Origin of the sequence: Paenibacillus agricola, from assembly GCF_011440305.1 — a bacterium.
GTDB lineage: Bacteria > Bacillota > Bacilli > Paenibacillales > NBRC-103111 > Paenibacillus_S > Paenibacillus_S agricola.
In genome coordinates this window covers 111,848-136,262 of the sequence record NZ_JAAOIW010000013.1, presented here as the reverse complement: position 1 = coordinate 136,262, position 24,415 = coordinate 111,848, and the positions used below count along the sequence as shown (strand labels likewise).

Below are 24,415 nucleotides of genomic sequence, written 5' to 3'. Positions count from 1 at the left end.
GCTCCTCCCAATATGATGATAGGAAAACCCCGGTCATCCGCCGAGGTCTTCTTATCAAATCCTCTAGTCTACGCGATATTTCTGAATATAGTCTTCATCTACTTCCGTACCCATTCCTGGCACATCCGGAAGCAGTACTTCCCCATCTACCATGACCAGTCGATTTTTTAGCATGCCATCTTCTTTTTTCAAGCTTCCGCTTTCCAAGAAGATCGCGTTAGGCAACACGCACAGCATATTCACGTTTGCAGGTCCACCGCCGTGGCTTGCGATATGATGTCCGGCCGCATCCGTAATGGCTCCGATTTCCAGCCATTCCGTGGGTCCTCCGGCTCTTCGGTTATCCGGTTGATAAATCGAGGCGGCTCCAGCTTGAACAGCATCATAAAATTGGAATTTGGAGTAAAAGTTTTCTCCAATTGCTATCGGGATATCCAATGCATGAGCCAATCGTGCTGAACTCTCTTTATGCTGTGGAATTAACGGCTCTTCAAACCATCTGATGCCCAGCTGCTCGTAGGCTCTTCCCCGACGAAGCGCTTCTTTTTCGTCAAATCCCTGATTGGCGTCAACCATAATTTTAATATCAGACCCTACTTCTCGTTGCGCTATTTTAATGCGTTCAATGTCATTCTCCAACGAATATTTGCCTACTTTTAGTTTAATTGCCTTAAATCCCTCTTCCACCGTTTCGATACATTTTGCGACATATTCCTTTTCCGTATCGACATACCATCCCGCCATGCAATAAGCAGGGATACGATCACGAACGGCGCCTAAAACCTTCGCAGTCGGCAGATTGGCTTTCTTTCCAATAATGTCCCATAGCGCAATATCAATAGCAGAGATAGCAAAATGCGAGAAGCCCTCTGCTCCGTGATAGTCAGCAACGCTCCATAATTTTTTGCGGATTTTACGAGTAAAGTGCGGATCTTCCCCAATGAGATGCGGGCCTAGCTCTGATTCCAGGATAAGCTTCAATATCGCTCCGCTTGCTTTTCCTCTGCCGAAAAAGCTCGTAGCATATCCTATAATACCTTCATCCGTGTGTATTTTGGTTACTACTTGAGTGCCTGCATCATAAGTGTGTAGTGCATCCTTCATCGGATTTTTAACTTCCTTTACAATAATTACAGCTTCCAGCTTTGTGATTTTCATGAATAAACCTCCTGAATAATTTAGTTTCGTTATTAGCCCTTGATACCTGAAGTTGCAATTCCTTCAATAATGTATCGTTGACAAAAGACATAAAATAACAAGACAGGCAATTCCGCTATTAAAGCTCCTGCCATCATCAGATGCCAGTGAGTTGTAAACTCTCCTTGGAAAGTCCGTAAACCGACTTGGATAGGCTGCAGATTTACAGAGTCAATTACAATAAGAGGCCATAGGAACGAGTTCCATTCGCCCAGGAACAGAAAGACTCCTAACGTCACAAATGCAGGCTTAGCCAAAGGAATCATGATATTCCAGTAGATTCTAAAACGGCTGCAACCGTCTATTCTCGCTGCTTCTTCAAGCTCGACAGGAATGGAGAGAAAAAATTGTCTTAACATAAACACCCCGAAAGCCGTAAATAAATGAGGGAAAATCAAGGCGTTATAGGTGTTAAGCCAGCCAAATTCTTTCATAATCAAAAAGTTGGGAATCATCGTTACCTGCTGCGGGATCATCATGGTTGTCAAAAAGCATAGAAAGAGCGTGCTTTTCCCTTTAAAATTCAATCTTGCAAACGCATAAGCTGCCAATGACGAAACAATTATCGCTAAAACCGTCACCGAAATAGCAACAAAGAAGGAGTTTAAAATAAACCGTCCCATCGGGATGCTTTGAAAAACTTCCACATAATTGCTAAAACGGAATGTCTCAGGAATCCAACGAATTGGAATTTCACTTACTTCCTCCAAATTTTTCAAGGATGAAGATACCATCCAAATAAAAGGGAGTACCATAATTCCAGAGAAAGCAATTAAAATGGTATACGTTATCAAATCTGTAACCCGTTGCAGGGTCGACCGCTTCATGACAATGGATGCTTTTGCTGTTGACTGGATAATTTCCATGGATTAGGCGGCCTCCCTTCGATTATTCACGTAGGATTGAATCATCGTAACAATTAAAAGAATAATGAATAAGACCCATGCAATGGCCGAAGCATAGCCCATATTGAAATACTTGAAGCCCTGCTGGTAGATGTATAAAACCAACGTGTTGGTCGAAGCGCCGGGACCGCCTTCTGTCATGATCAGCGCATATCCGAATACTTGAAAAGAATGGATAATCGAAATCACCGTTATAAAAAAGGTAGTAGGTCGCAACAAAGGAAGCGTGATTTTCCAAAACATATTCCACTTGCTCGAACCATCAATTTCAGCCGCTTCATATAATTCCTTCGGTACATTTTGCAAGCCAGCTAGAAAAATAACCATATTGTAACCGATTGTTTTCCAAATCGTAACAATAATGATCGAGGGCAAAGCCCAAGTGGTACTGGTTAACCATGTAGGGGGATTCTGAATTCCGATTTCCCTCAATAACACATTAATTAAACCAACATCAGGGTTGTAAAGCCACTTCCAGACCAGTGAAATGGCAACTGTCGAAGTCATTACTGGCAGAAAGTAAACCGTTCTCCAAAAGGCAATACCGATTATTTTTTGATTTAACAATAATGCTGCGGCCAATCCCAAGGCTATACTGAAAGGAACAACACCTACCGCGTACCAGAATGTATTTTCCATCGCAATCCAAAATATTTGATCCTCGGTGAAAATTTTGACAAAGTTCCCAAGACCAACAAATTTCGGACTGGATAATGTATTCCATTCATAGAAGGAAATAACAAGGGAAGCTACCAATGGGACTGCGGTAAAAATAGCAAATCCGATTATAGCAGGCAACAAAAAATAATAGGCTACCATCGTATCGTTTAATAAAAATTTCCTTGACATGCTGCATTCCCCTCATTATTTATTTATGAATCCGGATAAGAAGGGGCTGTAATCCTTATCCGGTCAACATGGCGAGCATCCCGAAGATTACTTAGGCATTATTGCGTTAACCTCGTTCTCAATGAGTTTCAGCGATTCATCGATTTTACCGTTTTTATCAAGGAAGTATAATCCCAGGTACTTTTTAATAATGGTATCGGTTTGTGTCCAAATAGGATTGGTAGGTTTTACCGCGGAATGATCTGTGTAACTTTCCAATGCGACTTTACGGTCAACTTTAAATTTATCGCCCGGTAAATATTTTTTCTCATCGTTCAATATCGACTTTCTGACAGGAGCGGAAAACCCGGTGCTGATCAGAATTTCCTGTCCTTTCGGTCCGTTAATAAATTTGGCTAATTCCCAAGCTGCTTCTTTGTTCTTGCTATCTTTCGGAATTGCTAAGCTTGTAGGGGATAAAGCGCCGATACGGTTTTTGGGACCCATAGGGAACAAAGCAAGATCCCATGCGAATTTAGCCTTTTGCATAGTGGCAATAAACGATCCCGCATCAAAGTGCATAGCTACTTTTTCATTCATGAATAGTGATTGCGGAGTTCCATTTGTATAAACGCTAGGGTTAGGTGCAATTTGATGCACATAGATCAGGTCATGTAAATATTGGAATGCCTTTCTGCTTTCCGGTGAATTAAGAATAAATTTTTTCCCGTCTGGGCTAAAATAATCGCCGCCCGCTTGCCAAATATAGCTGGCCCCTATGTCCGATACTTCCCCTTGAAAGCCAATCGCGAACACTTTCTTATTCGGATCGGTGCTGCTGTTAGTCAGCTTTTTGCCCTGCTCAATTAATGTATCCCATGTCCAGGTACTATCCGGATATTTCACGCCGGCCTCGTCAAAAATCCGCTTGTTATAAAAGATCGTTCTGCCCGCTGAGTTCCGAGGCAAAGCCCATATCTCACCGTTATATTCCATCGCTTTCATCAATCTCTCGAAATTGTCGCCAAAATTTTCTTTATCCCACTCGCCTTTAATCCATTTGGTTTGTGGTTCCAATACGCCGGCTGCAGCAAAAGAAATTAGATCGTTAGCTGTAAAATTGATAAGATCCGGCTGGGTTCCGCCAGTGAAAGTGGTTTGAATTTTGGTTAAATACTCCGCTGGAATGTAAACAGGTTCAACCGTAACATTCGGATACTCTTTCATAAACGCTTCCGTTACTGCAACATGCAAAGCTTTAGTATCCGTATCGCCCCAGAAAGAATATTTAATAGTAGCTTTTTTATTAGGATCAAATTTTGGTGCTGCCGATGTCGATGCCGGTGTGCTGTTTGGAGCTGGCGTGCTTGCAGCTGGTGCGGCGCCAGGAGCTGGATTGACTGAACTGCAGGCACTTAAAGCAACTGCTGACATGGCGATCAGAGCAATAGCTTTTGAATTTTTCATTTCTTAACCCCTCCTAATTTTAGTTTATACATCGCTTATGACTTTGCCCTGCAATTCATGTCATGGATCACCTCTAACTAATAATCAACTTTTTCCAGATAACGCTTACAAAACGATACGCCCTGTGTACATTCTATTTTAAAGGTTTCTCATAAAGAGAAAATCCTTGGGCTACTCAAACTGAATCCAAGAAGATGAAGCTCCATCTTAAAAACTCAAAGCGTCTTTAAATCCTATCCTTTTTTTGCAATAAACGATTTTTCGCATCCCAAATGTGCTTAGTAACAGCTTCCTCAGCACGATATATATCACGGGATCGAATTGCCTCCACAATTTCCACATGCTCAAGCGCAGCCTCACGTTGATCCACTTCGCCTCTTACATGATAAAAACGAGCGATGTGTAGATGACAATGCATACCTACGTACGCATCAGCAAGAAATGAATTCTCTGTCGCTTTTACCATCGACAAGTGAAACAGATGGTCTAATTGATTAAATTCAAGTACTTCCTTGTAAGACGAACCCATCTTAATCGAAGAGATTTGCTCAGTTAAACGGGACAATCCATCTAAAATATGTAACCGATTGCATCGGATTATATTTCGAATCGCGTGCGTCTCAATTAAAATGCGCGCTTCTAACATAGCCGTCATACTTTGATCATCCAAAATACCACTGACCCGGTATCCCTTATAAGGTTCAAGTATAACTAACTTCTCGGAATGAAAACGCGAGAGTACTTCTCTTAAAGGGATGGAGCTAATATTTAACTCCTTCGACAGATGATCAATATTAATCTTTTGTCCGGGAGATAATTTCCACTCGAAAATCTGCTCTTTTAACAAATTATAAATATACTCAGTTGTAACTCCTTTTTCTTTTTTTTTATTCATTCACTTCCTCCTTTCCTTGCGTTTAATTACATACAAATTTTTACCATTATACGTAATAATATATAAATAGCATTCAATCATATATGATTTGTCAACGAAAAGTGTTTTTAATGATGTTAAACATTGTTAAACATCAAATAATAGCGTTAATTTAAGTATTTTCACGCGAAATGGATTTAATCGTATACTATATTGTTATGTCTTTCACATATCATATATGATTTATTTTATTATGATCCGATGGGTAAGCCGCATGGGGCGATCACTTCCTACAACTTCTTGCGTAATTTTAATTGGTTTAAGCTCAACTACTTGTGGCATAATCTTTTGCATGTTCATTAACAAACCATCAAATAGCTGCTATTCATCTTTGCAAAAATTATCTCTTATTATGTATGAACAAATAAGAACAGGCTAGCCGTGGCTACCTGCTCCCGATGATATTTCAATTATCGTATTCGTTAACGATGATCCTAAACGCGCAAAGCATCCCACACTTCGTAAGCTGACCTACCCGATATTTCATGCTCACCCTCGAATAGGTCTAATTCCAAATGTCAACGGCACCCAGTAAATGATAAATGTTTTGAAGCTAATGGCTGCTTGGATACCTTAACCTAACAAAAAACTACACTTTCTTTTCATCGAAAGTGTAGTTCTTCATCCAAACGTGCAAATCATTATTTGAGAGCTTCTGTCATATCTTTTTGTGCTTTTTCCAAAGCCTTTTCAGCTGTCATCGAACCATTTATAGCTATTGGATCCATAATCTCACCATAGATTTGGTTTATTTGTTGGAAACGAGTAGATGTCTCATCATCAGCCAGCTTAGGATCGATGGTTTTAACGATATTGAGCATTACTTCCATCTCTTTCTGGAAACCCGTGTATTTCAGCCCCTCATTGATAAGACTTGTGCGTACTGGAATAAAATTAGAGGCCTCCGTAAAGGCTTTCATATTAGCTTTATTGGTCATGTAGTCAATAAAAATTGCTGCAGCATTTGGATATTTGGTACCAGAGTATGCAAAGATTGAATTACCACCCATATCAGATCCGGTTTTCCCTTTAACTTGGGGCATATAAGTAACTCCCCAATTACCTGGCATGTTCTCTTCCATGTAAGAAAGGTGCCAGCTGCCGGAAAATGTAAACGCTAATTTCTTAGCAACGAAAAGCAAATTGGCTGCTGGTTCCTGCGTGAAGCCAGTTTTTACAACAAGCTTTTCTTTCTGCCATGTCTCATAAAGCTTGGTAGCTGCAAGAGCTTCCGGTGAATTGATTGTAATTGATTTCATATCTTTGCTCAAAACCGATCCGCCGTTCATGTAGATAAATGGAAGGTAACGGTAACCGGAACCATTCTCCCAAATCCCCCCAAAAGCATATTCTAAATTATTGTCTGCTTTAAGTTTACGCGCATTGGCCGTAAGTTCCTCCCACGTCCAGCCGTCAGTCGCATCTTTAGGAATTCTTATTCCTGATTTCTCGAACATGGTCTTATTGTAGAACATAGCCATTGTATCCGTATGGTGAGGCATAGCTACAAGTTTTCCGTTATATGTAACAGCTGCGCGAAATGCGGGTACCAGGTCGTTAAGACTTTCTTCAGAAATTTTACCTTTAAGATCAAGCATTACATTGTTCTCTTTAAATTTTCCAAGTCTCTGATAGGTATAGCGAACAATATCAGGCCAATCGTTACCGGCAATTCTTGTGTCTAGGGTTTGTCTAAACGTATTGGATGGATAAAGCTGTGGCTCTAATTTAATTTCCGGATGATCTTTTGCAAAATTCTTAAACATCAGATCCCAACCGGCTTTATCAGATGAAGATGATTCCCAATAGGCTACCTTAAGTACGGCACCTTTTTCGGCAACTCCGTTACCAGCAGTTCCTGATGTACTTACTGCGGGTGTACTGCAGGCGGCCACGGAAGCAACCATACCCAAGGCACAAAATGTGGAGAGTGTTCTTTTGAATTTGTTGATTGACATCTTTTTTCCCCCTTAAATGAATAAACATCTGATCATCACACCTCGCGGTTAAATAAAAATTAGCATAAGCTAGCCTTTAATTCCTGTATAGGTTATTCCCTGCACAAACTGCTTCTGAAAGGCAAAGAATACGATCAAAACTGGAATAATCGAAATAAGTGCAGCACTCATTAAATCGTTCCAGTTAACGTAATTCGCTCCATTTAGCATCGATAATCCGAGCTGCACCGTATACATTTTTTTATCTGAAAGCATGATCAATGGCCATTGGAAATCATTCCAACGCCACATTACTGTGAAGATAACCAGTACACCAAGAAGAGGCTTTACGTTGGGAAAAACAATCTTACTAAATATGTGAAACTCACTTGCACCATCTATACGTCCCGATTCAATAAGCTCATCCGGTATCTCAGACATGAATTGACGAGAAAGGAACAATCCAAATGCCTCTGCACAAGTAGGCAGAATGAGTCCGACATAAGTATTAAGCAGACCTAGCTTAGATACGATAATAAAGTTAGGTATCATTGTTACCTGTATGGGAATCATCAATGTACTCAATACGATTAAAAACATAAACTCCTTGCCTTTAAATTTATACTTAGCAAAAGCGTAACCCGCAAGAAGATTGATAAAAACGGTAATAATTGTTGCAATGGAAGTCACAATGATACTATTTTTAAAATAAGTAGGGAAATCTGTTACGGACATTGATTTTGTGAAGTTACCCCAAAAAAATTCACTCGGCCACAGCTTAGGTGGAAATTCAAAGATCTCCCCTAAAGGCTTTACTGCCGTTACAAACATCCAATAAAACGGAAATAAAACAATAATAGATACGATAACCATCAGTACATAAGTGAAAATATGAGAGGCCCTCGGTGACCGCATTCGCTGTTTTTTTTGGTTTGTTATCATACGTTCTCCTTGTTTGATTTCAGTCTAAAGAGAGTAAATGTCATAAGGATTAGAAACAAAATAACACCCGATGCAGATGCGCGACCAAAATAATTCAATTTAAATGCTGTATCATAAACATGCATAACCAGTGTTGTGGTTGCATTAAGAGGACCACCTTTGGTCATAACATAAATCAAATCGAATGAACGGAATGAGTGAATGACAACAGTAATTAAGATGAAAGTATGTATAGGTTTAAGAAGCGGCATGGTTATAAAGCGAAACTTTTGCCAAGAATTTGCACCGTCAATGGTAGCGGCCTCATAATACTCTGGGGATATTCCTTGAAGTGCCGCCAAATAAATGACCATATTATACCCTATTCGGCTCCAGAGCGTACCTACGATAATCATTACCATTGCCATATTGGGATTTGTTGACCAACCAATAGATTGTATACCCAATGAATTGAGAATGTAATTAATGAGTCCCAATTGGTCATTGAACAACCATACAAAGACCATACCAACAACAACGGACGAAATTACGGATGGAATGAACAGCACACTACGGAAGAACGCTCTAAACTTAATTTTTTGATTTAATAAAAGTGCAAACATGAGTGACATTACCATAAGAATAGGAACGGTCGCTGCTGTAAATATGATTGTCACCAAAACAGATTTTCTGAATACCTCATCACCCAAAAGATACAAATAGTTATCAAATCCTATAAAAACGGGACTGCCCATACCTCCCCATTTAACAAGGCTATAGTAGAAAGTCATCAAAATCGGAATAATCATAAAGCATAGAAACAGAAGCATATTTGGCAGAATAAAAAGATAAGGAACTACTTTTATATGATTCCAAAATGGTTCTTTATTTTTCACATACAAATCTAGTCACCTACTAACGTTATTATTCGGTTTTCATCTTGGTTGATAGCTAAATGCAAAAAAAACAATGTTATTTGTACTAAGGTATCCAATCTTTGTATGCTTTCAGCCAATGATCACTCCTTTTTTAATCTCGTCCATTATTTCTTGTGCTTATTACCTCATATTATATTGACAATATTTTATGAATATTCATTTATTATCGGCAAACAAAATCATGCAATGATAATAAAGGGCAGGTCGAATGCAATCATTCGTCTGTCCTTTTTGCAGTTGAATTGATTAACCGTTATCCCACAGTTCGTTGCTACGGACCCGCTCCCTTTGAATTTGCCCCCCAAGTTTTGGATATGAATTTTTTAACAGGGTATAATAACCAGCGTTACCGATAACGACGACATACTCGATAAAGGGGATTCGCGCCAATGAATGACCAAATTCAGATTATTTCCAGCGCCTTGGATTCTTTTATTGAGAATAATGCCGATGCACGTAAAGAACAGATCTCTGCAGAATCGGAATTTACTTTGTATTATATCTCGACAATAACAGATGCGTTGTTTATTGATGAACAGCTTATAGATCCTTTTTTTCGCTATTCCAAAACGCAGTTTGAACAATACATAAATTCTATTGGTCAACCCGGCAATAACCCAGATCAACTACTCCTCAAGTTATGCAAAGGTAACGCTGTTTTATTATATAACGATCACATTTATACGATTGAGAAAACCGCAAAATATGAAAACCGCTCCGTTAATACCCCCCAAGTTGAAGCTTCCATAATAGGTCCTTTAGAGGCTTTTGTGGAAAACCTTTCGATCAATCTGAATTTAATTCGAAAACATTACCATAGTCCAACACTCCGAATTGTAAAATTCGAGATTGGGGAAAAAAGCCACACTACAGGTTATATGCTGTACGATAGTGAATTGGCTGATCAAGAATTTGTGAACAATGAGCTTTCCCATATACAAAACCTTCATATTCCTATTGTTCAAGATGTATCCAGACTTCAACAATATTTATCCATAAAGAGACCTTTATTATTTCCAAGATCCATGGTGACAGAACGTCCGGATCGGGTAAGCACTGCGCTTTCCAGAGGAAAAATCGCTTATCTAATAGAAACAACCCCTTTTGTCAGTCTATCTCCCATAAATTTTCATGATTTTATGTCTTCTGTGGACGACTCTTATGGGCTTCCTATATACAGTCATTTCATGATCATTTTAAGATATTTAGCGTTATCCATCACTATTCTTTTGCCTGGAGCCTATGTTGCTTTTACAGCCTACAATCCGGAAGTGTTTCGCGTTCAACTAGCTTTATCCATCGCAGGCAGCAGAGCAGGACTTCCATATCCAGCCTTTCTTGAGGTTACCTTTATGCTGATTATGATGGAATTATTAGTGGAGGCTTCATTACGTGTACCGAAAACAATCGGTCCGACGGTTACAACGGTCGGAGGACTTATTTTGGGGCAAGCCGCTTCTCAAGCCAATTTGGTCAGCGATATCATGATCATCATGGTATCGGCGGTGGCCATCGCAAACTTTGTGATACCTATCAGTACGATGTCACTTACAGTGCGTGTCTTAAAATACATATTGCTTTTCATGGGAACCATCGCAGGATTTTACGGATTAACGATTGGCATCATTTTGCTTATCAGTTACTTGTTTACCCTGCATAATTCAACTTATTCGATGGTCCAGTCCTTTACGGGCCCGATTCCATTTAACACAAAAAAATCATCCAGCGGGAGGTAAACAGGATGAATGCCATATTTTATATTTCTTTATTGACCTATTTTATGATCAATCATGCCATATTTAATGCACCGAGTGTAATATCCAGAAACTATCTGCAATTCGGTTTATCGGCCGTTCCAATTGGGTTATTACTCGCGGTAATCAATATCTCGTTACTCCTGTCCGTCTATAACAGGTTTCCGAAATTTACGATGATTGAAATTAATCGTTATTTGTGTGGTAAATATGTAGGGGGGATCCTCTCCATTCTGCATGTAGCGTTACTTTTTGTTACGGGCTTCTTGATGTTCCGGGCAATATTGGAACCTATTATAGAGTTTCTTATGCCCAATACCCCCGTCTGGTTCCTTGCGATTTTATTAATCACCGTTCCGTTATTAACTTTCTTGCATACAGATAGTACGATTTTGTATATGACAGCTTTTTTTACAGCTATTGCTTTTATTCTCATGCTCATCATATTTTGGCTGGGTTTTAAAGAAATACATGGGGTTATGTTCCAAGGAGTGCTTGTCCATGCCTGGAAGCCCCCTTCTTTGCAAGGGATAACAGCTGCCGCTTTTGTTTATGGAGGTTATTCTTGTCTCGCCGTCTGGAATCCTTATTTCGCACCGACCAGCTTGAAGAAATCCCTTGTTGTTTTTATTTCCGTTGGTCTTGTAGTTACTTTGTGTGGATTGATCATCCCCCTATCCGTGTTCGGTCCATGGGCGATTCGAAATTTGAATCTTGTTTGGATAATGACAGCTGAGACGTTTGCCATCGATTTATTTGTTATAGAACGTGGAATGTTTCTCTTCATACCCCTCCTCTTATTATGCGGGTACATGGGAATACTCCTACACACCTATAAGGGATATCGTTTACTTAATATCATGTTTAAGAAAAAGATGATTTCGAAAATCAGCTTAGGCTTCGTTTTAGCCAGTTACGTTATTTTCTCTTGGTTCATCAAAGAACCTGCTGTCCTTTTTAATTACTTTGAACAATATTTAGTTGTATGGGTAATTGAACAAAATGTAATCGGCATCTTGTGGTATGTGCTTGCAAAAAGAAAGGAGCGTGGCCTACTTGCGTCATAGCAAAGCTTTCGGGATAAGCTTGTGTTTTCTTATCATGCTGCAAGGGTGCCGTTCCGATTATAAAGATATTGACCGCCGCCAGTACATCGTGGCCATAGGCTTAGATAAAGGCAAATCCGGGGAATTTAATCTCACATTGAGAGGTGCGATACCACAAGGGCAAAATCCGGGAACTTCTACGACACCAGATACTTTTGACATTTTTGAAACATCTGCTTCTTCCATCGGCCAAGCCTTTCAACAGGTCAAGCAGCAGTTTTTTTTGGAGCCGGATTTTTCCCACATGAAGGTTGTGGTCTTCAGCGAAGAATTAGTCAAACAGGAAAATATTTTGAAATATGTTGATTTTTTTATTCGCCGTCGAGATTTTCAAGACATTGCCTGGGTTGCTGTAGCTGATAAAGCCAAGGACATTGTAGTCTTACATCAAAAAGGCGAACGTACGGCAGGAGACAATTTGTTCATGAAATTTGGCGAAGGTGTTGATACCGAATTTACCCCGGTCACTGAGTTGCATCAAATGTACAAATATTCATTGACACCCGGACTCACCATGTATTGTCCGTTATTGAGCGTTGAAAACAACAAAATAATTGCCAGAGAATCCGCGCTGTTCGATAACAATAAACGGATGAAACTAAAGCTGAATCAGGCGGAAACAAAATATTTTAATTTAATAAAAATTGGGATGAGAAAAGGCTTTATTGTACTAGGCCCAGAGAAAAACTTCGGCCTAGGCGTCAAGCATGGGAAAGTGACTATCCATATAAAGGAAGAGGAAAACAACTTCTTATGTGATGTGCATGTGAAAATCGATGGAGTCATCGAAGATACAGACCTTTTGAATTATACTACTTCAGATTTGCAGGACATGGTGACAAAAAAGCTGAACAAGGATATTTCCAGACTGCTTTTAAAACTGCAGAAAAATCAAGTGGATCCGTTTTTTTTAGGTTTAAACTATTGGTCGACGAATTCCAAATTCACCCTGGATGACCATTGGCTAACCGATGAATATCCGAATATGAAGTTTCAAGTGCATTCTGATGTAAAGATTACACGAACAGGAACCCTTCGATGGAAATAAGCGGCAATCACTTGAGACCGCCGCCTTCTCCAGTTTGCTGATCGCAGCGTAATTAAAGTTCTCGCACACTGATATATCAGGGGAATGCACACAGCTGGCTGTTAGTGGCTTGCGGTCATGAAGATTCTCCGTAATCGGACGGTGATTTGTACTGCATTCGAGCAATGACGGAGAATTCCCCTTCGTTCATATTCATTCAGGAACTTAGCACATAATTCTATTCCCTGTTCGAAAAGACTCGATTGAAGAATATGCTAATTTAAGCGCACGATAACCTGCGTTGGCATGAATAGGGGGCTCTTGGCCATTTTTTAATGCTTCCAGCACATGATCTATATGAAAATCAAATGTACGATGAAATTCTCGGCTTTTATCATTAAAATAACCTGCTTGCCAGACTTCCGCAGTCTCATTACCTCTCTCCTGATAGGTAAATCTTCGCACCGTATCGTCTATTACAACATGACCATGTGTCCCGTTCACTTCCACTTTATGTGCCTCTGGATAAGCATAAGAAGAGTCGTAAGAACCTACTAAGCTTCCTATAGCTCCATTAACAAATTGTAAAGCAAGCACTAGAGTAGAATAGCCTTTTCCAGTTTTATTGGTCATTTGCGCCATGACTGACTCAATGGGTCCACAAAGATGCTCCAACATATCAAAGCCATGGCATTGCGTTTCAATTAAGTTAGCGTGAGGATGATCACTTTTTCCTTCACCACCAAAATGCCAAGAAGCGGAAACCAACTCACCCAATTTGTTTTCCTTAATGGCTTGATTCGCCATTTGTACGGGTACAGCATAGCGATGATTAAAATTAATAGCAAAAAACAAATTTCTTTTTGCTGCCTCATTTAATAAAATGTCGGCTTCATTCAAATCGAACACAAGCGGTTTTTCGACAAATAAGGGAACACCAGCTTGAATAACCTGTAATGTAGCTTCAAAATGACTTTGATTGGGCAAGCATAAGCTAACCAAATCAGGCTGTTCTTTTATTAGCATTTGCTCGATGCTTGTATATGCCTTTGTACCAAAAGATTGCGCGCGTGACATCGTTTTTTCCAAATTACGGCCTACAATTGCGCAAAAGTCGACGTCTTGGTGATTATGGAAAATACGAGCATGCTGCTTTCCCCAGCCACCCGCACCTATCAAAGCCACTTTTACTCGTTTTCCGCTCATTGTTCAATGACCACCTTACCTGTATCACCTTGGAAGAAAATCTCGAAAGCTTCTTGAATTTGCTCTACCTTGTACCGATGTGTAATGATCTGACTGAGATAAGGAATGTTTTCCATGATCAATTTGCGATTTTCTTCCAGTTCGCTATATTGAAAATATTCACTTCCGAGCACTGCTCGTTCAGTCATAATCAGATCGCTCGAAACCTTTAAGTTAAGTTCTTCACCATGTCCGACACAGACAAGAACGCCTCTTTTGTTCAGAGCTTGCATCGCTGTTTGGCGGCCTGCTGTTTTGCCAGTCGTATCAATGGCAACATCGGCACCAGCTAACCCTGCGGTACTAATCGCCTCCTCCAAAGTACCGATGTCAAGATTTACAGCAATCCCGCCCATCTTTTCAGCCAAATCAAGGCGATATTGGACGAAATCCATGATAAACACTACTGTTTCTTTCCCCAGTAGCAGTTTGACCATAGCTAATACACCGAGTCCAATCGGCCCTGCACCAGCGATGATAACCGATTGGATATCTGTGCGAACGAGCTGAGCTCTTTTGATAGCGTGTCCCCCCGTTCCCATGATGTCCAGTAGCATCGTGGCCTCTATCAGAGGAATCGACTTATCGATTTCGAAGAACACGTTCTCGTTAACTACCATGTAAGGGCCATAGCCACCGTCATGATTAAATCCATAATCTGCATGTTTGTGCAAACATTGATTCGTGAAGCCCAATTTACAACTGCGGCATTCGCCGCAATAACCCATCAGAAAAACAACACCATGTGCTCCGACCAATGTGCGAGTCTCCTTTCCAACTTCCGCAACGATTCCTGCCGCCTCATGACCTGGTGTAGTTCTTGTCCCCTTATAGAACTGCCCGCGTTCGGAACCGCATAATGCATTCCCCTTCACCTGAAGCAGTAACTGTCCCTTACCGGGTACAGGTATTTCTTTCTCACCATATTTGATTTCCCCGTTTCCTACAAACAGTGGGACTCTCATTGTTTGCACTTGCTTCTCTGCACTGACCACTATACTCACTCCTTAAATTTCTTGTAAGCTTATTTACTTAAACTCATCCTTTTACGGAACCCATTACGAGTCCATCCTTTACATATTTCTGCAGGAATGGATACAGGCATAATATCGGAATTAAAGTAATAACGTTATAAGCCATCATTAATGATTTTTGCGACACTCTTATCATTCTTTGTGCATCTGCCAACGACTCAACCGATTGCAGCTGCGTTTGAAGTACTTGCATATACGTTTGGATGGGATACAGGGACGCATCTGTCATGTAAATCAAACCATCAAACCACGCGTTCCAGTGACCAATTGAACTGAGCAGCACTAACGTAGCCAGGGCAGGCACCGATAAAGGAATATATATTTTAACTAATGACGTGAAATAAGACGCGCCGTCCATAAAAGCAGATTCTTCGATTTCCTTCGGAATTTGGCGAAAAAAGTTTAACAGGATGATGACATTAAATACAGGAAGAGCTCCTGGGAGAACTAAGGCCCACACAGAATTGACCAAGCCCAGATCATTGACTAGGATATAAGTCGGGATCAGACCGCCATGAAACAACATAGTTACGACACAAAGCCATACATACCATGTTCTTCCAGGGAACTTATTGGGCTCCTTCGATAAAGGGTAGGCGGTAATAAGGGTAAGCACCATATTGATCGTCACACCGACCGCTACCCGGAGGAAGGACATCCCTAATGCTTTAATAATTCGATCATCGGACAATGCATGTTTATAAGCTTCCAGATTAAAGCCGATCGGCCAAAGTCCAACCAGATTTGCCCCCGCAGGTCCCTTATCACTGAATGAGATGGCAACCATATGAATAAACGGGATTACGCATAATACGCCTAAGCTAACTAAAACGACAATGTTAAACATGTTAAATATCCGGTAAAGCAGCGCTCTTTGATAAAGTCTCAAACCAGCATCCCCCTTTAAAATATTCGATAATTGGCATACTTCTCAGCCAACCGGTAAGAAAGCCAAATGAGCAGAAACCCGATCACCGATTTAAAGAGTCCGGCTGCTGTCGCGAGACTATATTGCGCACTCAATATACCGAGCCTATATACGTAGGTATCAATAATGTCGCTCACCGAATAAACGAGAGGATTATACATTGTGAAAATCTGATCGAAGCCTCCATTGAGTATATTACCCAGACTTAATGTAGTCAGCAGGATGACAATGGGGGTAATGCCTGGAACCGTAACGTGAATCGTTTGCTTCCAACGGTTAGCCCCGTCAATCATCGCAGATTCGTACAACTGGGCGTCAATACTGGTCAATGCGGCAAGAATAATGACGATCAAATAACCGCATTCTTTCCACATATTACTTGTGAACAGCAGAACCAGAAACCAGTTGGGATCTCCAAGAAAAAAAATGCGGTCCAGCCCCAAGGTATTAATTATATTGTTTACGAATCCTTGCCTTCCGAACACATCGATAAGCACACTGCTCATTATAATCCATGAGACAAAATGGGGGAACAAAAGAACAGTCTCTGTATATCGCTTCAGATATTTCAAACGCAGTTCATTCAACAACAGCGATACGACAACGGATACCGTTAATGTGGTGACGATTTTAACAAAGGATATGAACAATGTATTATAAACGACCTCCCTGATATCAGGTAAATCGGCCAAATACACAAAATGATCAAAGCCAATCCATTCGGAACCAAAAAAACCCCGGGTTGGGTAATATTCTTGAAATGCAATAACAAACCCTACCATCGGGCCATAGGAAAATATCATTAACATAATGACCCCCGGCAGCAACAAAATATGAAGTGGCCATGTATGTCTTAATTTTGTACGGCTCATTATTGTTTTCAACATATTGAGCACCTTCACTTTGTTCAGAGTGTAGAGGCAATATAGGTAATACCTCCCTATTTTGCCTCCTGATTCATCAATTCATTTATTTATTTTCTTTATACCAAGCATTGACTTCAGTAGATAATTCCTTGCCGCCCGATTTGTTCCATTTATCTACGAATACATCAAAATTGTCCAGCGGTTCTCCCATGATGAATTTGACCAGACCTTCTAGGCGCGCTTTATCTGCAAGCGGTTTTTTGGCAGCTATGCCGGGCGTTGTCGGTCCTTGGAAAGCACTGTATACCAGATTTTTTTCAAGTTGTTCCTGGATGATCTTATAGGATTGAGTGGCAACCAGCTTCTCCGTCCAACCGTAGATAGAATTGGGGTCCATCATCAACGGATACTTCTTCTTTGCTTCTTCACTCTTTAGCTTGGAGGTGTCGCCGCTTGCGATAACTTCCCGTAAATTCTCATCTAGAATTTGGTTTTTCATCGGCGGGTCAAACCAGAATGGCGGGTAGTATTTGAAATCCTCCTGAGCTTTGTTATAAGCTTGTTGGTTGTTTCCGTGATAAAAAGAGGAATATTGACCCTGCCATAGTTCGTACCATAGATTGTATTGTTTAACCGCCGCTTCTGGATGTTCAAAGCCCTTTTTGACAACTAACCACTTACTGGTGGACGATTTATTCTTGATCTTGTACTGGCCTTCCGGGTTCGTCATAATGGGATAAGCGGCCCACTCAGCTCCAGGTTGATTTTGTTTATTTTTCATCGGTGGCCCCAGCGATCCCCAGAATGGATAGAAAATCAATCCGATTCTTCCGGCGGCTACATCCTCCGTCACTTTATCACCGTTCTTTACGGCAAACTCTGGATCGAATAGTTTATCTTTATAGAACTTCTGCATCGTTTGGAGAACATTCTTCATTCCCGGTTCCGTATCGCCGTATACAAGTTCGCCATTTTTATTCGGCAACCATGTATCAGGGTACACGTTATAAGCATGGGCAAACGCATCAAGAACCAGTCCAAGGTCATTCTGCATGCCAATACCAATTGTGTTTTCTCCTCCCATTTTATTATCTACAAATGCTTTGGCGACCTTATGCAGTTCATCAATGGTCTTTGGCGCCTTTAATCCGAGCTTATCCAGCCAATCCTGTCTGACCCAAATGAGTTGGATCCCTCCAGCATAGTCTTGAGTTGCCGGCAGACCATAAACCTCGCCTCCAAATGTTACCGGTTTGAAGAAAAGTCCGTTATTAAAACCAAAGGACTCTTTTATGTTGTTGGAAGCATACTTCTTATAAACCTCGCCCAGTGGTTGAATTTGACCGGCCTTCATTAATTTATATACCTGAGCCGAGTTCGCCTCGAACATATCTGGAATATCATTGCTGGCAATCGCAAGATCCAGACGTTCTGCACTTCTTCCACGTTCAACCAACCATTTTACATCCCATTTGATGTTCAATTTTTCTTCATAAAATTTAGTCAGGATGTTGGCTTTAATGGTTTCTCCAGCGGGAAACCATATACTAGGATTGTCTTCACGCATGACACTAATAGTTACTGGCTTAGCGAAAGGTTCGAGCGGGCCGTCATTTGCTACTTCTTTGGTGGCGTCTTTTGTCTTTTCTTGAATGTTTGTGTTCTTCGAGCTCTCTGCGTCCTGATTTTCAGTGGTGCATCCAGCCAGAACCAGCGTCAACATCATACATAACCCAATCGAGACAACAAGGCTCTTTTTAAACGCTTTCATTTTTTCAACCTCCCTTATATATTTTGAACTCATTCATGATTATAGTGGCAATCCTTTACCTCCGGCAATATGAATAAACTCCTCTTACTAGAACAATTCTCCGATTATGTTCAAATTAAAACCAGAACGCATATCTCGTCATAGTTACCTCTTATTTCTAATTTTTCATTATTTTTGAACTCGTGGATCTTTAAATATATCAAACCGATCTCGCGCTGGACTGGAAAATTCGATAACCACAGCACCCTCATCACCAGCTTGGAACCAATGAAACTGATTGTCGCCAATCGTACATTGCTCACTGACATTTAGTTCAATTTCATGAAATGCGGTAAAATAAATGGAAGAATCCATGAGCTTAGCTGCCATATTAGTTTTCGAATCACCCTCGATATAAGCCCATACTTTCCCCCATACGACCCGGAACGTTTCAACCTTCCCTGGGTCATCCCCAACAGGAGGATGCTTGTGTTCAGGAATGGTTTGACGCGGAAGGAGAACCAATTGTCTTGCACAATAACGTTCATTGTTCATGTATTCTACAAATTGAACACCATAATGGGCAATATCTTTTAAACCGAAATCAATAACCTTGAGACTTGCTATATCTGCCTCACTCAGCGAAATATGGGCCTTATTTAATAAGGCCAAAGCTTGCATCCGCGCTACTTCCGAGGAAATAACCATAGCCAGGATTGCTCCCCCTTCATTTAATCAAGTGTTATGGATGTAAATTTCCGGATATGTTCCGTGATGGCACGTTCTACTGGAAGCCGCTCTGCACTGGAGGCACCATAAAAGCCTTGCACACCTGTGGTGTGGTTCAGAATATAAGCGGCATCCTCTGGCTCAGCAATGGGCCCACCATGGCAAATGACGATGATGTCAGGATTGACCGTACGTGCCCCATCACAAATGTCCTGTACGATAGCTGCAGCCTCTTCAAGTGACATCGTTGTCTGCGCGCCAACCGATCCGCTCGTTGTTGTTCCCACATGCGCAACGACAATATCAGCACCTGCTTCAGCCATCTTACGTGCTTCATCATGTGTAAAGCAGTACGGAGTCGTCAGCAGATCCATCTTACGGGCAAGGCGAATCAATTCAACCTCCTGGTCATAACGGATTCCCGTCTCCTCCAGATTCGCTCTGAACTTCCCATCGTATAGACCTACGGTCGGAAAGTTCTGAACACCGGAGAACCCAGCTTCCTTCACCTGCTTGAGAAAACGCGGCATGGAACGGAATGGATCCGTTCCACAAACACCCGCGAGCACAGGGGTTCGCTTAACAACGGGCAGAATTTCGCCGGCCATCTCCATGACAATAGCATTGGCGTCGCCATACGGCATAAGCCCGCTCATGGATCCGCGGCCAGCCATACGAAATCTGCCAGAATTATAGATAATGATTAGGTCGCTGCCGCCTTCCTCTTCAAATTTCGCAGTGATCCCAGTACCAGCACCAGTTCCGATAATGGGGCGCCCTTCTTGAATACGAAGGTGAAGTCGTTCTAAAATCTCATTTCTAGGAATCATCTTGCACTCTCCTTCTGATTAGATCTAACAACATCTGTACCGCCTTATCAGCAAAAGCAAGATCGTTAATAGCCGTATCCATTTCTATGATTTCTATGTCGGACTTAATTTTATCCTTCAGTGCTGCGAACAACATACCGTCCGCTTCTCGGTCACAGAAGGGCTGGCCTTCCTCGCCAAGAATGGATAACCCCCGGAGCGGCAAAAGAACTTTAACCGAACCTTTAGCCGCATTCAATCGAAGGGCAATCCGTTCACCAATAATCCGATTATCATCGATATTCGTTCGCATCAATGTGTTATCGGGATTCCACGAATAAAAGGTTCGGTCTGCCCCGATGTAGGAGGTTGGTACACTCTCGCGAGGTCCAAAGTTGGCCATATCGAGGCATCCTGGTGCCACAACCTGCGGAATGCCCTTCCGCGCCGCTGTTGTCAACCGGATAGGGCCAGCACTCATGATACCACCACAGACTTCATCCGCAATTTCAGTTGTAGTTAAGTCCAGTACTGCATCCACGTACCCTTCATCAATAAGCGCTTCCATCAATTTTCCGCCTGTACCTGTAGCGTGAAATATGAGAACTTGGAAGCCCTCCTCCCTTAAACGTTGAGCACACGCTTGAACACATGTTGTCGTATTGCCAAACATCGTGGCTGCAATGACCGGTACATCCCCCTTCGATGATAGCGGAAGCTCAGTATCGACCATCCCGCAAATCGCTCCTGCCGCTTGGGCAATAACCATCCGGGAGAAATCATTGATGCCAGCAATGTCCACTAGGGAAGGGATCATCACAATGTCTTTGATGCCAACGTAGCCAGAAACGTTTCCAGATGCCATTGTGGATACACATACTTTGGGAACACCATATGGTAATACCCGCATAGCGGATGTCACGATAGAGGTACCACCTCCTCCACCCATACCGATGATGCCTTGAAAACTCCCGGCTTGATATAACCGTTGTACGACAATTGCCGCGCCTCTACACATCACATCCATAGCGAGATCACGATTTTCAGCATAGCGTAATTCGTGGAGGTCAGCCCCTGCCGCTAGCGCGATTTCGGATGCATCTATCCCAACCTTGAGATGTTGCGCTTCTGCCATCACCCCAACATTCACAGCTAACACCTGATAACCCCGTGTAATTATTCGATCGCGAAGGAATATAAACTCCTCTTCCTTCGTATCAAATGTGCCGATCATCAATATGGTTGACATAGCAATCAGATAGCTCCCGATCCAACCGTATTCAACACATCGCTCACATTCACAACGATGTTATTCTCAGACGACCGTACCGCAGCTTCCAAAATCGCGATGACCAAGTAGATATCCCTCGGGTGGATCAAGAGCTTATCGCCCTTAGTGATCGCATCATATAAATTACTGTAAACAATGCTCGAGGGGAGTGGATCAGGTGTTACCGTCTCTTCAACGTATTCTTTTTTTATGACGCCTTTTTTTATACTAACGGTTCCTGTTGTCCGCTCGTATTTGATCGATCCATGCTCTCCACGAACATAGAACAAATTAAAAGGGTGTGGCGAAACGTAAGATATCTCGATGTGAGCCGTTGCTCCGTCTTCGAATGTAATCATTAAGACTGAATTACTATCACCATCGAATTCCCATCCCTCACTGTTTAACTTCGCGTAAACCGTGCGCGGTGCAGAAGCATGCGCGTGCAGCACCATGTCAACCAGATGGGGACCCCAGGAAAATAATGTACCTCCACCTTGTTCCTTTTTGCATTCCCAGTTTGGAATATAATCCGGAGACCCTGCGTAACCGCCCCAGTTGGACATCAATTGCACGTTATATTGATAAGGTTTACCAATCACATTGGAGTCCAAGGCTTCTTTGATATAATGATATTGCTGGTGTCCACTAAACCTATGGTTGTGATTGACGACCAACAATTTACCATTTGCTTCTGCAGCCTCCACCATACGTTGGGCATCCTTCGCATGAAGTGCCATCGGTTTCTCAACGATCACATGCTTCCCGCTTTGCAATGCTTGAATAGCATGATCCGCGTGATAACGGGGTGGAGTGGCTACGACAATGATATCAATAACCGGGTTTGCCAACATGTCTTCATAACTTGTGCTGGCTATCGTGTTTAACTCCTGTGCAACCTCTGTTCTTCTCCGTTCACTTAGATCAAATACACAAGCAATTCTAAATTGATCAGTTTTCTCACGGATGGCCGGCAGATGATAGTCCAATACCCTTCCAAGTCCCAAAAACCCGATATTAATCATGGTTAACTTTCCCCCTTGGCGTTCTGCCCCAAGCGAGACAGGGCAGTGATAATAAAATCATAACTTTCTTTAACACTATCAAACGGATCCTTTGCGCAAAAGTCCTGTTCAACGACCAGCCACTCCACTTCTGCATCCGTTGCTGCTTGTAATATCGAATCCCAGTTCATATTCCCTTGCCCGACTTCAGCAAACACCTGGGTAACTTTGCCCTCTACCTGTTCAATAGCCAAGTCCTTAAGGTGAATAATCGGGACGCGGCCTTTGTACCGTGATATCCAGTCCGCAGGGTCACCACCACCATGCTGCACCCAATACGTATCGAGCTCTGCCAGAATACCTGCATATTCAGTCTGCTCATAGAAATATTCCAGTGCCGCCCGACCCTTATAGCCCACAAATTCAAAGCTATGATTATGGTAAGCGAACCTGAACGGTGTGGACTTCAGCCTCTCTCCGATGCTGGATATCGCCTTAATGTAATCTTCCAGTCCGTTAAGATAGCCTTTGCTCCAATCCCCGCCATAAGAATACGTAATATAGCGACAGTCCAGAAGCTCCATTTCCTTCAGTACTTGGTCGAATTCTTGCTCTAGCCTAGCTACCGGCACGTCGACACCGCAGACGGATAAGCCAAGTTTTTGTAGAATGTCTCTCATCTCGCTAATATCAATGGGGATTCGGTAAAATTGGACAGATTGATAGCCGATATCGCGAACCTTTGAGAGCGTTTGCACAATTTCCTCACGGGTTGTAAACCGATCACGCAATGTGTATAGCTGTACGCCTACTTGTGCCGGGGTGAAGCTCATCGTACCAACCTCCGTTTTGATTATGTTAAATCCTTCCCATTTACATGACTGGTTATGAACTCCTCCTTGTCTCATGTGAACCTGCTGATCTATAATAAATTGTATCTGACTAGAGCTGGATAAAATAGGACTTTTAAGCGAGGTTTTGGTAGAAATGCGACAAGATCAACTTAATCCGGAACAACGCAACCTCAAGTTAGCTATAAAGAAAAAGGGGATTGCTGCAATTCATCCGGATCATCAATTTCATATTCTGTTTGATCACTTAGACGATATCAGTTTCTTCGCCAAGGACCGCAACGGTAAGTTGTTCGCCTCCAATCCGACGCTTCTTAAACGCTATAATCTTCTTGAGGAAACCGACATCATCGGCAAAACCGACTACGACTTCGTTTCCTTGGGTATTGCGGAGAAGTATCGAAAGGATGATTTGGAAGTCATGCATAATCGGAAGCCATTGTTAAATATTATTGAATTGGCATTGAATGCAGTCGGTGTGCCTGAGTGGTGCTCCACAAATAAGTTTCCAATCGTTTCAGTCAATGGTGAAGTTGTGGGGGTTATGGGGACAATCAAAAGCTATCGTTTCGGCAAACTAAGGAGCTCACTCCGACCACATTTCCAACAAATCATTGATCATATATCAGAGCAATATAGTGGCAATATTTCTATTAAAGACCTAGCGAATAATCTCAATGTGTCGGTACGGAGCTTTGAACGGATATTTAAAGATATGTTTAGTATGACTCCACAACAATTCATTATTAAAACGCGCATTTTTAAAGCATGCGATAAATTAAGAGAAGGTATGGGGGTGGCGGAAACCGCCTTGAGTTGCGGCTTTTATGACCAAAGCTCATTTACAAAGCTGTTTAAAAAGCAAATGGGACTCACCCCCCTCCGATACATCAAGTTATATTCCATACGATAATT

The 24,415-nt window shown here is 41.8% G+C and carries 22 protein-coding genes; 4 read left to right on the top strand and 18 right to left on the bottom strand.

Annotation, left to right across the window (positions count from 1 at the left end; translation table 11 throughout):
- Positions 1 to 63 precede the first annotated feature (63 nt).
- From G9U52_RS28385 to G9U52_RS28350, 8 genes are all read right to left on the bottom strand, one after another.
- Positions 64 to 1,158 carry a mandelate racemase/muconate lactonizing enzyme family protein gene (locus G9U52_RS28385; protein WP_166154038.1) on the bottom strand — a complete coding sequence of 365 codons (1,095 nt, stop codon included), beginning with the start codon at positions 1,156 to 1,158 and terminating at the stop codon, positions 64 to 66.
- A 32-nt stretch (positions 1,159 to 1,190) separates the two neighbouring features.
- A complete protein-coding gene (locus G9U52_RS28380) occupies positions 1,191 to 1,916 on the bottom strand; it encodes a carbohydrate ABC transporter permease (protein WP_243767608.1) in 726 nt (241 codons plus the stop codon).
- A gap of 150 nt (positions 1,917 to 2,066) precedes the next feature.
- Positions 2,067 to 2,951: a carbohydrate ABC transporter permease gene (locus G9U52_RS28375; protein WP_166154037.1), complete on the bottom strand. Its 885-nt coding sequence runs from the start codon at positions 2,949 to 2,951 to the stop codon at positions 2,067 to 2,069.
- An 87-nt stretch (positions 2,952 to 3,038) separates the two neighbouring features.
- Positions 3,039 to 4,397: an ABC transporter substrate-binding protein gene (locus tag G9U52_RS28370; protein WP_166154036.1), complete on the bottom strand. Its 1,359-nt coding sequence runs from the start codon at positions 4,395 to 4,397 to the stop codon at positions 3,039 to 3,041.
- Positions 4,398 to 4,623: 226 nt separating this feature from the next.
- The gene (locus tag G9U52_RS28365; RefSeq protein WP_166154035.1) at positions 4,624 to 5,292 is read right to left on the bottom strand and encodes a GntR family transcriptional regulator; all 669 of its coding nucleotides are present in this window, start codon (positions 5,290 to 5,292) and stop codon (positions 4,624 to 4,626) included.
- A gap of 680 nt (positions 5,293 to 5,972) precedes the next feature.
- Positions 5,973 to 7,289 carry an ABC transporter substrate-binding protein gene (locus G9U52_RS28360; protein WP_166154034.1) on the bottom strand — a complete coding sequence of 439 codons (1,317 nt, stop codon included), beginning with the start codon at positions 7,287 to 7,289 and terminating at the stop codon, positions 5,973 to 5,975.
- 69 nt (positions 7,290 to 7,358) lie between these two features.
- Positions 7,359 to 8,210 carry a carbohydrate ABC transporter permease gene (locus G9U52_RS28355; protein WP_207953262.1) on the bottom strand — a complete coding sequence of 284 codons (852 nt, stop codon included), beginning with the start codon at positions 8,208 to 8,210 and terminating at the stop codon, positions 7,359 to 7,361.
- Complete coding sequence (locus tag G9U52_RS28350) at positions 8,207 to 9,085, bottom strand: carbohydrate ABC transporter permease (RefSeq protein WP_166154033.1); 879 nt, start codon at positions 9,083 to 9,085, stop codon at positions 8,207 to 8,209. The genes G9U52_RS28355 and G9U52_RS28350 overlap by 4 nt, the downstream gene beginning before the upstream one ends.
- A gap of 431 nt (positions 9,086 to 9,516) precedes the next feature.
- Here G9U52_RS28350 and G9U52_RS28345 point away from each other — a divergent pair, with 431 nt between their 5' ends.
- Genes G9U52_RS28345 through G9U52_RS28335 form a run of 3 tightly spaced genes read left to right on the top strand, consistent with a single transcriptional unit; the run spans position 9,517 to position 13,035 of the window.
- Positions 9,517 to 10,863 carry a spore germination protein gene (locus tag G9U52_RS28345; RefSeq protein WP_166154032.1) on the top strand — a complete coding sequence of 449 codons (1,347 nt, stop codon included), beginning with the start codon at positions 9,517 to 9,519 and terminating at the stop codon, positions 10,861 to 10,863.
- A gap of 5 nt (positions 10,864 to 10,868) precedes the next feature.
- Positions 10,869 to 11,948: a GerAB/ArcD/ProY family transporter gene (locus G9U52_RS28340; protein ID WP_166154031.1), complete on the top strand. Its 1,080-nt coding sequence runs from the start codon at positions 10,869 to 10,871 to the stop codon at positions 11,946 to 11,948.
- Positions 11,938 to 13,035, top strand: a complete 1,098-nt coding sequence (locus G9U52_RS28335) for a Ger(x)C family spore germination protein (protein WP_166154030.1) — start codon at positions 11,938 to 11,940, stop codon at positions 13,033 to 13,035. The genes G9U52_RS28340 and G9U52_RS28335 overlap by 11 nt, the downstream gene beginning before the upstream one ends.
- A 204-nt stretch (positions 13,036 to 13,239) precedes the next feature.
- Here the strand turns inward: G9U52_RS28335 and G9U52_RS28330 are convergent, their stop codons facing one another.
- From G9U52_RS28330 to G9U52_RS28285, 10 genes are all read right to left on the bottom strand, one after another.
- On the bottom strand, positions 13,240 to 14,220 hold the full coding sequence (locus G9U52_RS28330; RefSeq protein ID WP_166154029.1) for a Gfo/Idh/MocA family protein: 981 nt from the start codon (positions 14,218 to 14,220) through the stop codon (positions 13,240 to 13,242).
- On the bottom strand, positions 14,217 to 15,263 hold the full coding sequence (locus tag G9U52_RS28325) for an alcohol dehydrogenase catalytic domain-containing protein (RefSeq protein WP_311764938.1): 1,047 nt from the start codon (positions 15,261 to 15,263) through the stop codon (positions 14,217 to 14,219). The genes G9U52_RS28330 and G9U52_RS28325 overlap by 4 nt, the downstream gene beginning before the upstream one ends.
- A 34-nt stretch (positions 15,264 to 15,297) precedes the next feature.
- A complete protein-coding gene (locus tag G9U52_RS28320) occupies positions 15,298 to 16,182 on the bottom strand; it encodes a carbohydrate ABC transporter permease (RefSeq protein WP_243767607.1) in 885 nt (294 codons plus the stop codon).
- Between the two features lie 14 nt (positions 16,183 to 16,196).
- The gene (locus G9U52_RS28315; protein ID WP_207953261.1) at positions 16,197 to 17,093 is read right to left on the bottom strand and encodes an ABC transporter permease; all 897 of its coding nucleotides are present in this window, start codon (positions 17,091 to 17,093) and stop codon (positions 16,197 to 16,199) included.
- A 97-nt stretch (positions 17,094 to 17,190) separates the two neighbouring features.
- Positions 17,191 to 18,858, bottom strand: coding sequence for a type 2 periplasmic-binding domain-containing protein (locus tag G9U52_RS28310; RefSeq protein WP_166154027.1), 1,668 nt, complete (start codon positions 18,856 to 18,858; stop codon positions 17,191 to 17,193).
- Positions 18,859 to 19,026: 168 nt separating this feature from the next.
- Positions 19,027 to 19,545, bottom strand: a complete 519-nt coding sequence (locus G9U52_RS28305; RefSeq protein WP_166154026.1) for a cupin domain-containing protein — start codon at positions 19,543 to 19,545, stop codon at positions 19,027 to 19,029.
- A gap of 23 nt (positions 19,546 to 19,568) precedes the next feature.
- On the bottom strand, positions 19,569 to 20,396 hold the full coding sequence (locus G9U52_RS28300; RefSeq protein ID WP_166154025.1) for a phosphoenolpyruvate hydrolase family protein: 828 nt from the start codon (positions 20,394 to 20,396) through the stop codon (positions 19,569 to 19,571).
- A complete protein-coding gene (locus G9U52_RS28295; RefSeq protein ID WP_166154024.1) occupies positions 20,386 to 21,624 on the bottom strand; it encodes a Tm-1-like ATP-binding domain-containing protein in 1,239 nt (412 codons plus the stop codon). Before G9U52_RS28295 ends, G9U52_RS28300 begins: the two co-directional genes overlap by 11 nt.
- 5 nt (positions 21,625 to 21,629) lie before the next feature.
- Positions 21,630 to 22,670 carry a Gfo/Idh/MocA family protein gene (locus G9U52_RS28290; RefSeq protein ID WP_166154023.1) on the bottom strand — a complete coding sequence of 347 codons (1,041 nt, stop codon included), beginning with the start codon at positions 22,668 to 22,670 and terminating at the stop codon, positions 21,630 to 21,632.
- A 2-nt stretch (positions 22,671 to 22,672) separates the two neighbouring features.
- Positions 22,673 to 23,482, bottom strand: a complete 810-nt coding sequence (locus tag G9U52_RS28285) for a sugar phosphate isomerase/epimerase family protein (protein ID WP_166154022.1) — start codon at positions 23,480 to 23,482, stop codon at positions 22,673 to 22,675.
- A 154-nt stretch (positions 23,483 to 23,636) separates the two neighbouring features.
- On the opposite strand from G9U52_RS28285, the gene G9U52_RS28280 reads away from it, so the two are divergent.
- Complete coding sequence (locus G9U52_RS28280; protein ID WP_166154021.1) at positions 23,637 to 24,413, top strand: AraC family transcriptional regulator; 777 nt, start codon at positions 23,637 to 23,639, stop codon at positions 24,411 to 24,413.
- Positions 24,414 to 24,415 lie beyond the last annotated feature (2 nt).

Excerpts from the sequence above, each read along its gene's own strand:
- G9U52_RS28290 (WP_166154023.1), bottom strand. The coding sequence starts at position 22,670 with ATGATTAATATCGGGTTTTTGGGACTTGGAAGGGTATTGGACTATCAT.
- G9U52_RS28285 (WP_166154022.1), bottom strand. The coding sequence starts at position 23,482 with ATGAGCTTCACCCCGGCACAAGTAGGCGTACAGCTATACACATTGCGT.
- G9U52_RS28330 (WP_166154029.1), bottom strand. The coding sequence starts at position 14,220 with ATGAGCGGAAAACGAGTAAAAGTGGCTTTGATAGGTGCGGGTGGCTGG.
- G9U52_RS28305 (WP_166154026.1), bottom strand. The coding sequence starts at position 19,545 with ATGGTTATTTCCTCGGAAGTAGCGCGGATGCAAGCTTTGGCCTTATTA.
- G9U52_RS28355 (WP_207953262.1), bottom strand. The coding sequence starts at position 8,210 with ATGATAACAAACCAAAAAAAACAGCGAATGCGGTCACCGAGGGCCTCT.
- G9U52_RS28345 (WP_166154032.1), top strand. The coding sequence starts at position 9,517 with ATGAATGACCAAATTCAGATTATTTCCAGCGCCTTGGATTCTTTTATT.
- G9U52_RS28300 (WP_166154025.1), bottom strand. The coding sequence starts at position 20,396 with ATGATTCCTAGAAATGAGATTTTAGAACGACTTCACCTTCGTATTCAA.
- G9U52_RS28365 (WP_166154035.1), bottom strand. The coding sequence starts at position 5,292 with ATGAATAAAAAAAAAGAAAAAGGAGTTACAACTGAGTATATTTATAAT.
- G9U52_RS28375 (WP_166154037.1), bottom strand. The coding sequence starts at position 2,951 with ATGTCAAGGAAATTTTTATTAAACGATACGATGGTAGCCTATTATTTT.
- G9U52_RS28280 (WP_166154021.1), top strand. The coding sequence starts at position 23,637 with ATGCGACAAGATCAACTTAATCCGGAACAACGCAACCTCAAGTTAGCT.
- G9U52_RS28295 (WP_166154024.1), bottom strand. The coding sequence starts at position 21,624 with ATGTCAACCATATTGATGATCGGCACATTTGATACGAAGGAAGAGGAG.
- G9U52_RS28370 (WP_166154036.1), bottom strand. The coding sequence starts at position 4,397 with ATGAAAAATTCAAAAGCTATTGCTCTGATCGCCATGTCAGCAGTTGCT.
- G9U52_RS28360 (WP_166154034.1), bottom strand. The coding sequence starts at position 7,289 with ATGTCAATCAACAAATTCAAAAGAACACTCTCCACATTTTGTGCCTTG.
- G9U52_RS28385 (WP_166154038.1), bottom strand. The coding sequence starts at position 1,158 with ATGAAAATCACAAAGCTGGAAGCTGTAATTATTGTAAAGGAAGTTAAA.
- G9U52_RS28310 (WP_166154027.1), bottom strand. The coding sequence starts at position 18,858 with ATGAAAGCGTTTAAAAAGAGCCTTGTTGTCTCGATTGGGTTATGTATG.
- G9U52_RS28340 (WP_166154031.1), top strand. The coding sequence starts at position 10,869 with ATGAATGCCATATTTTATATTTCTTTATTGACCTATTTTATGATCAAT.
- G9U52_RS28315 (WP_207953261.1), bottom strand. The coding sequence starts at position 17,093 with ATGAGCCGTACAAAATTAAGACATACATGGCCACTTCATATTTTGTTG.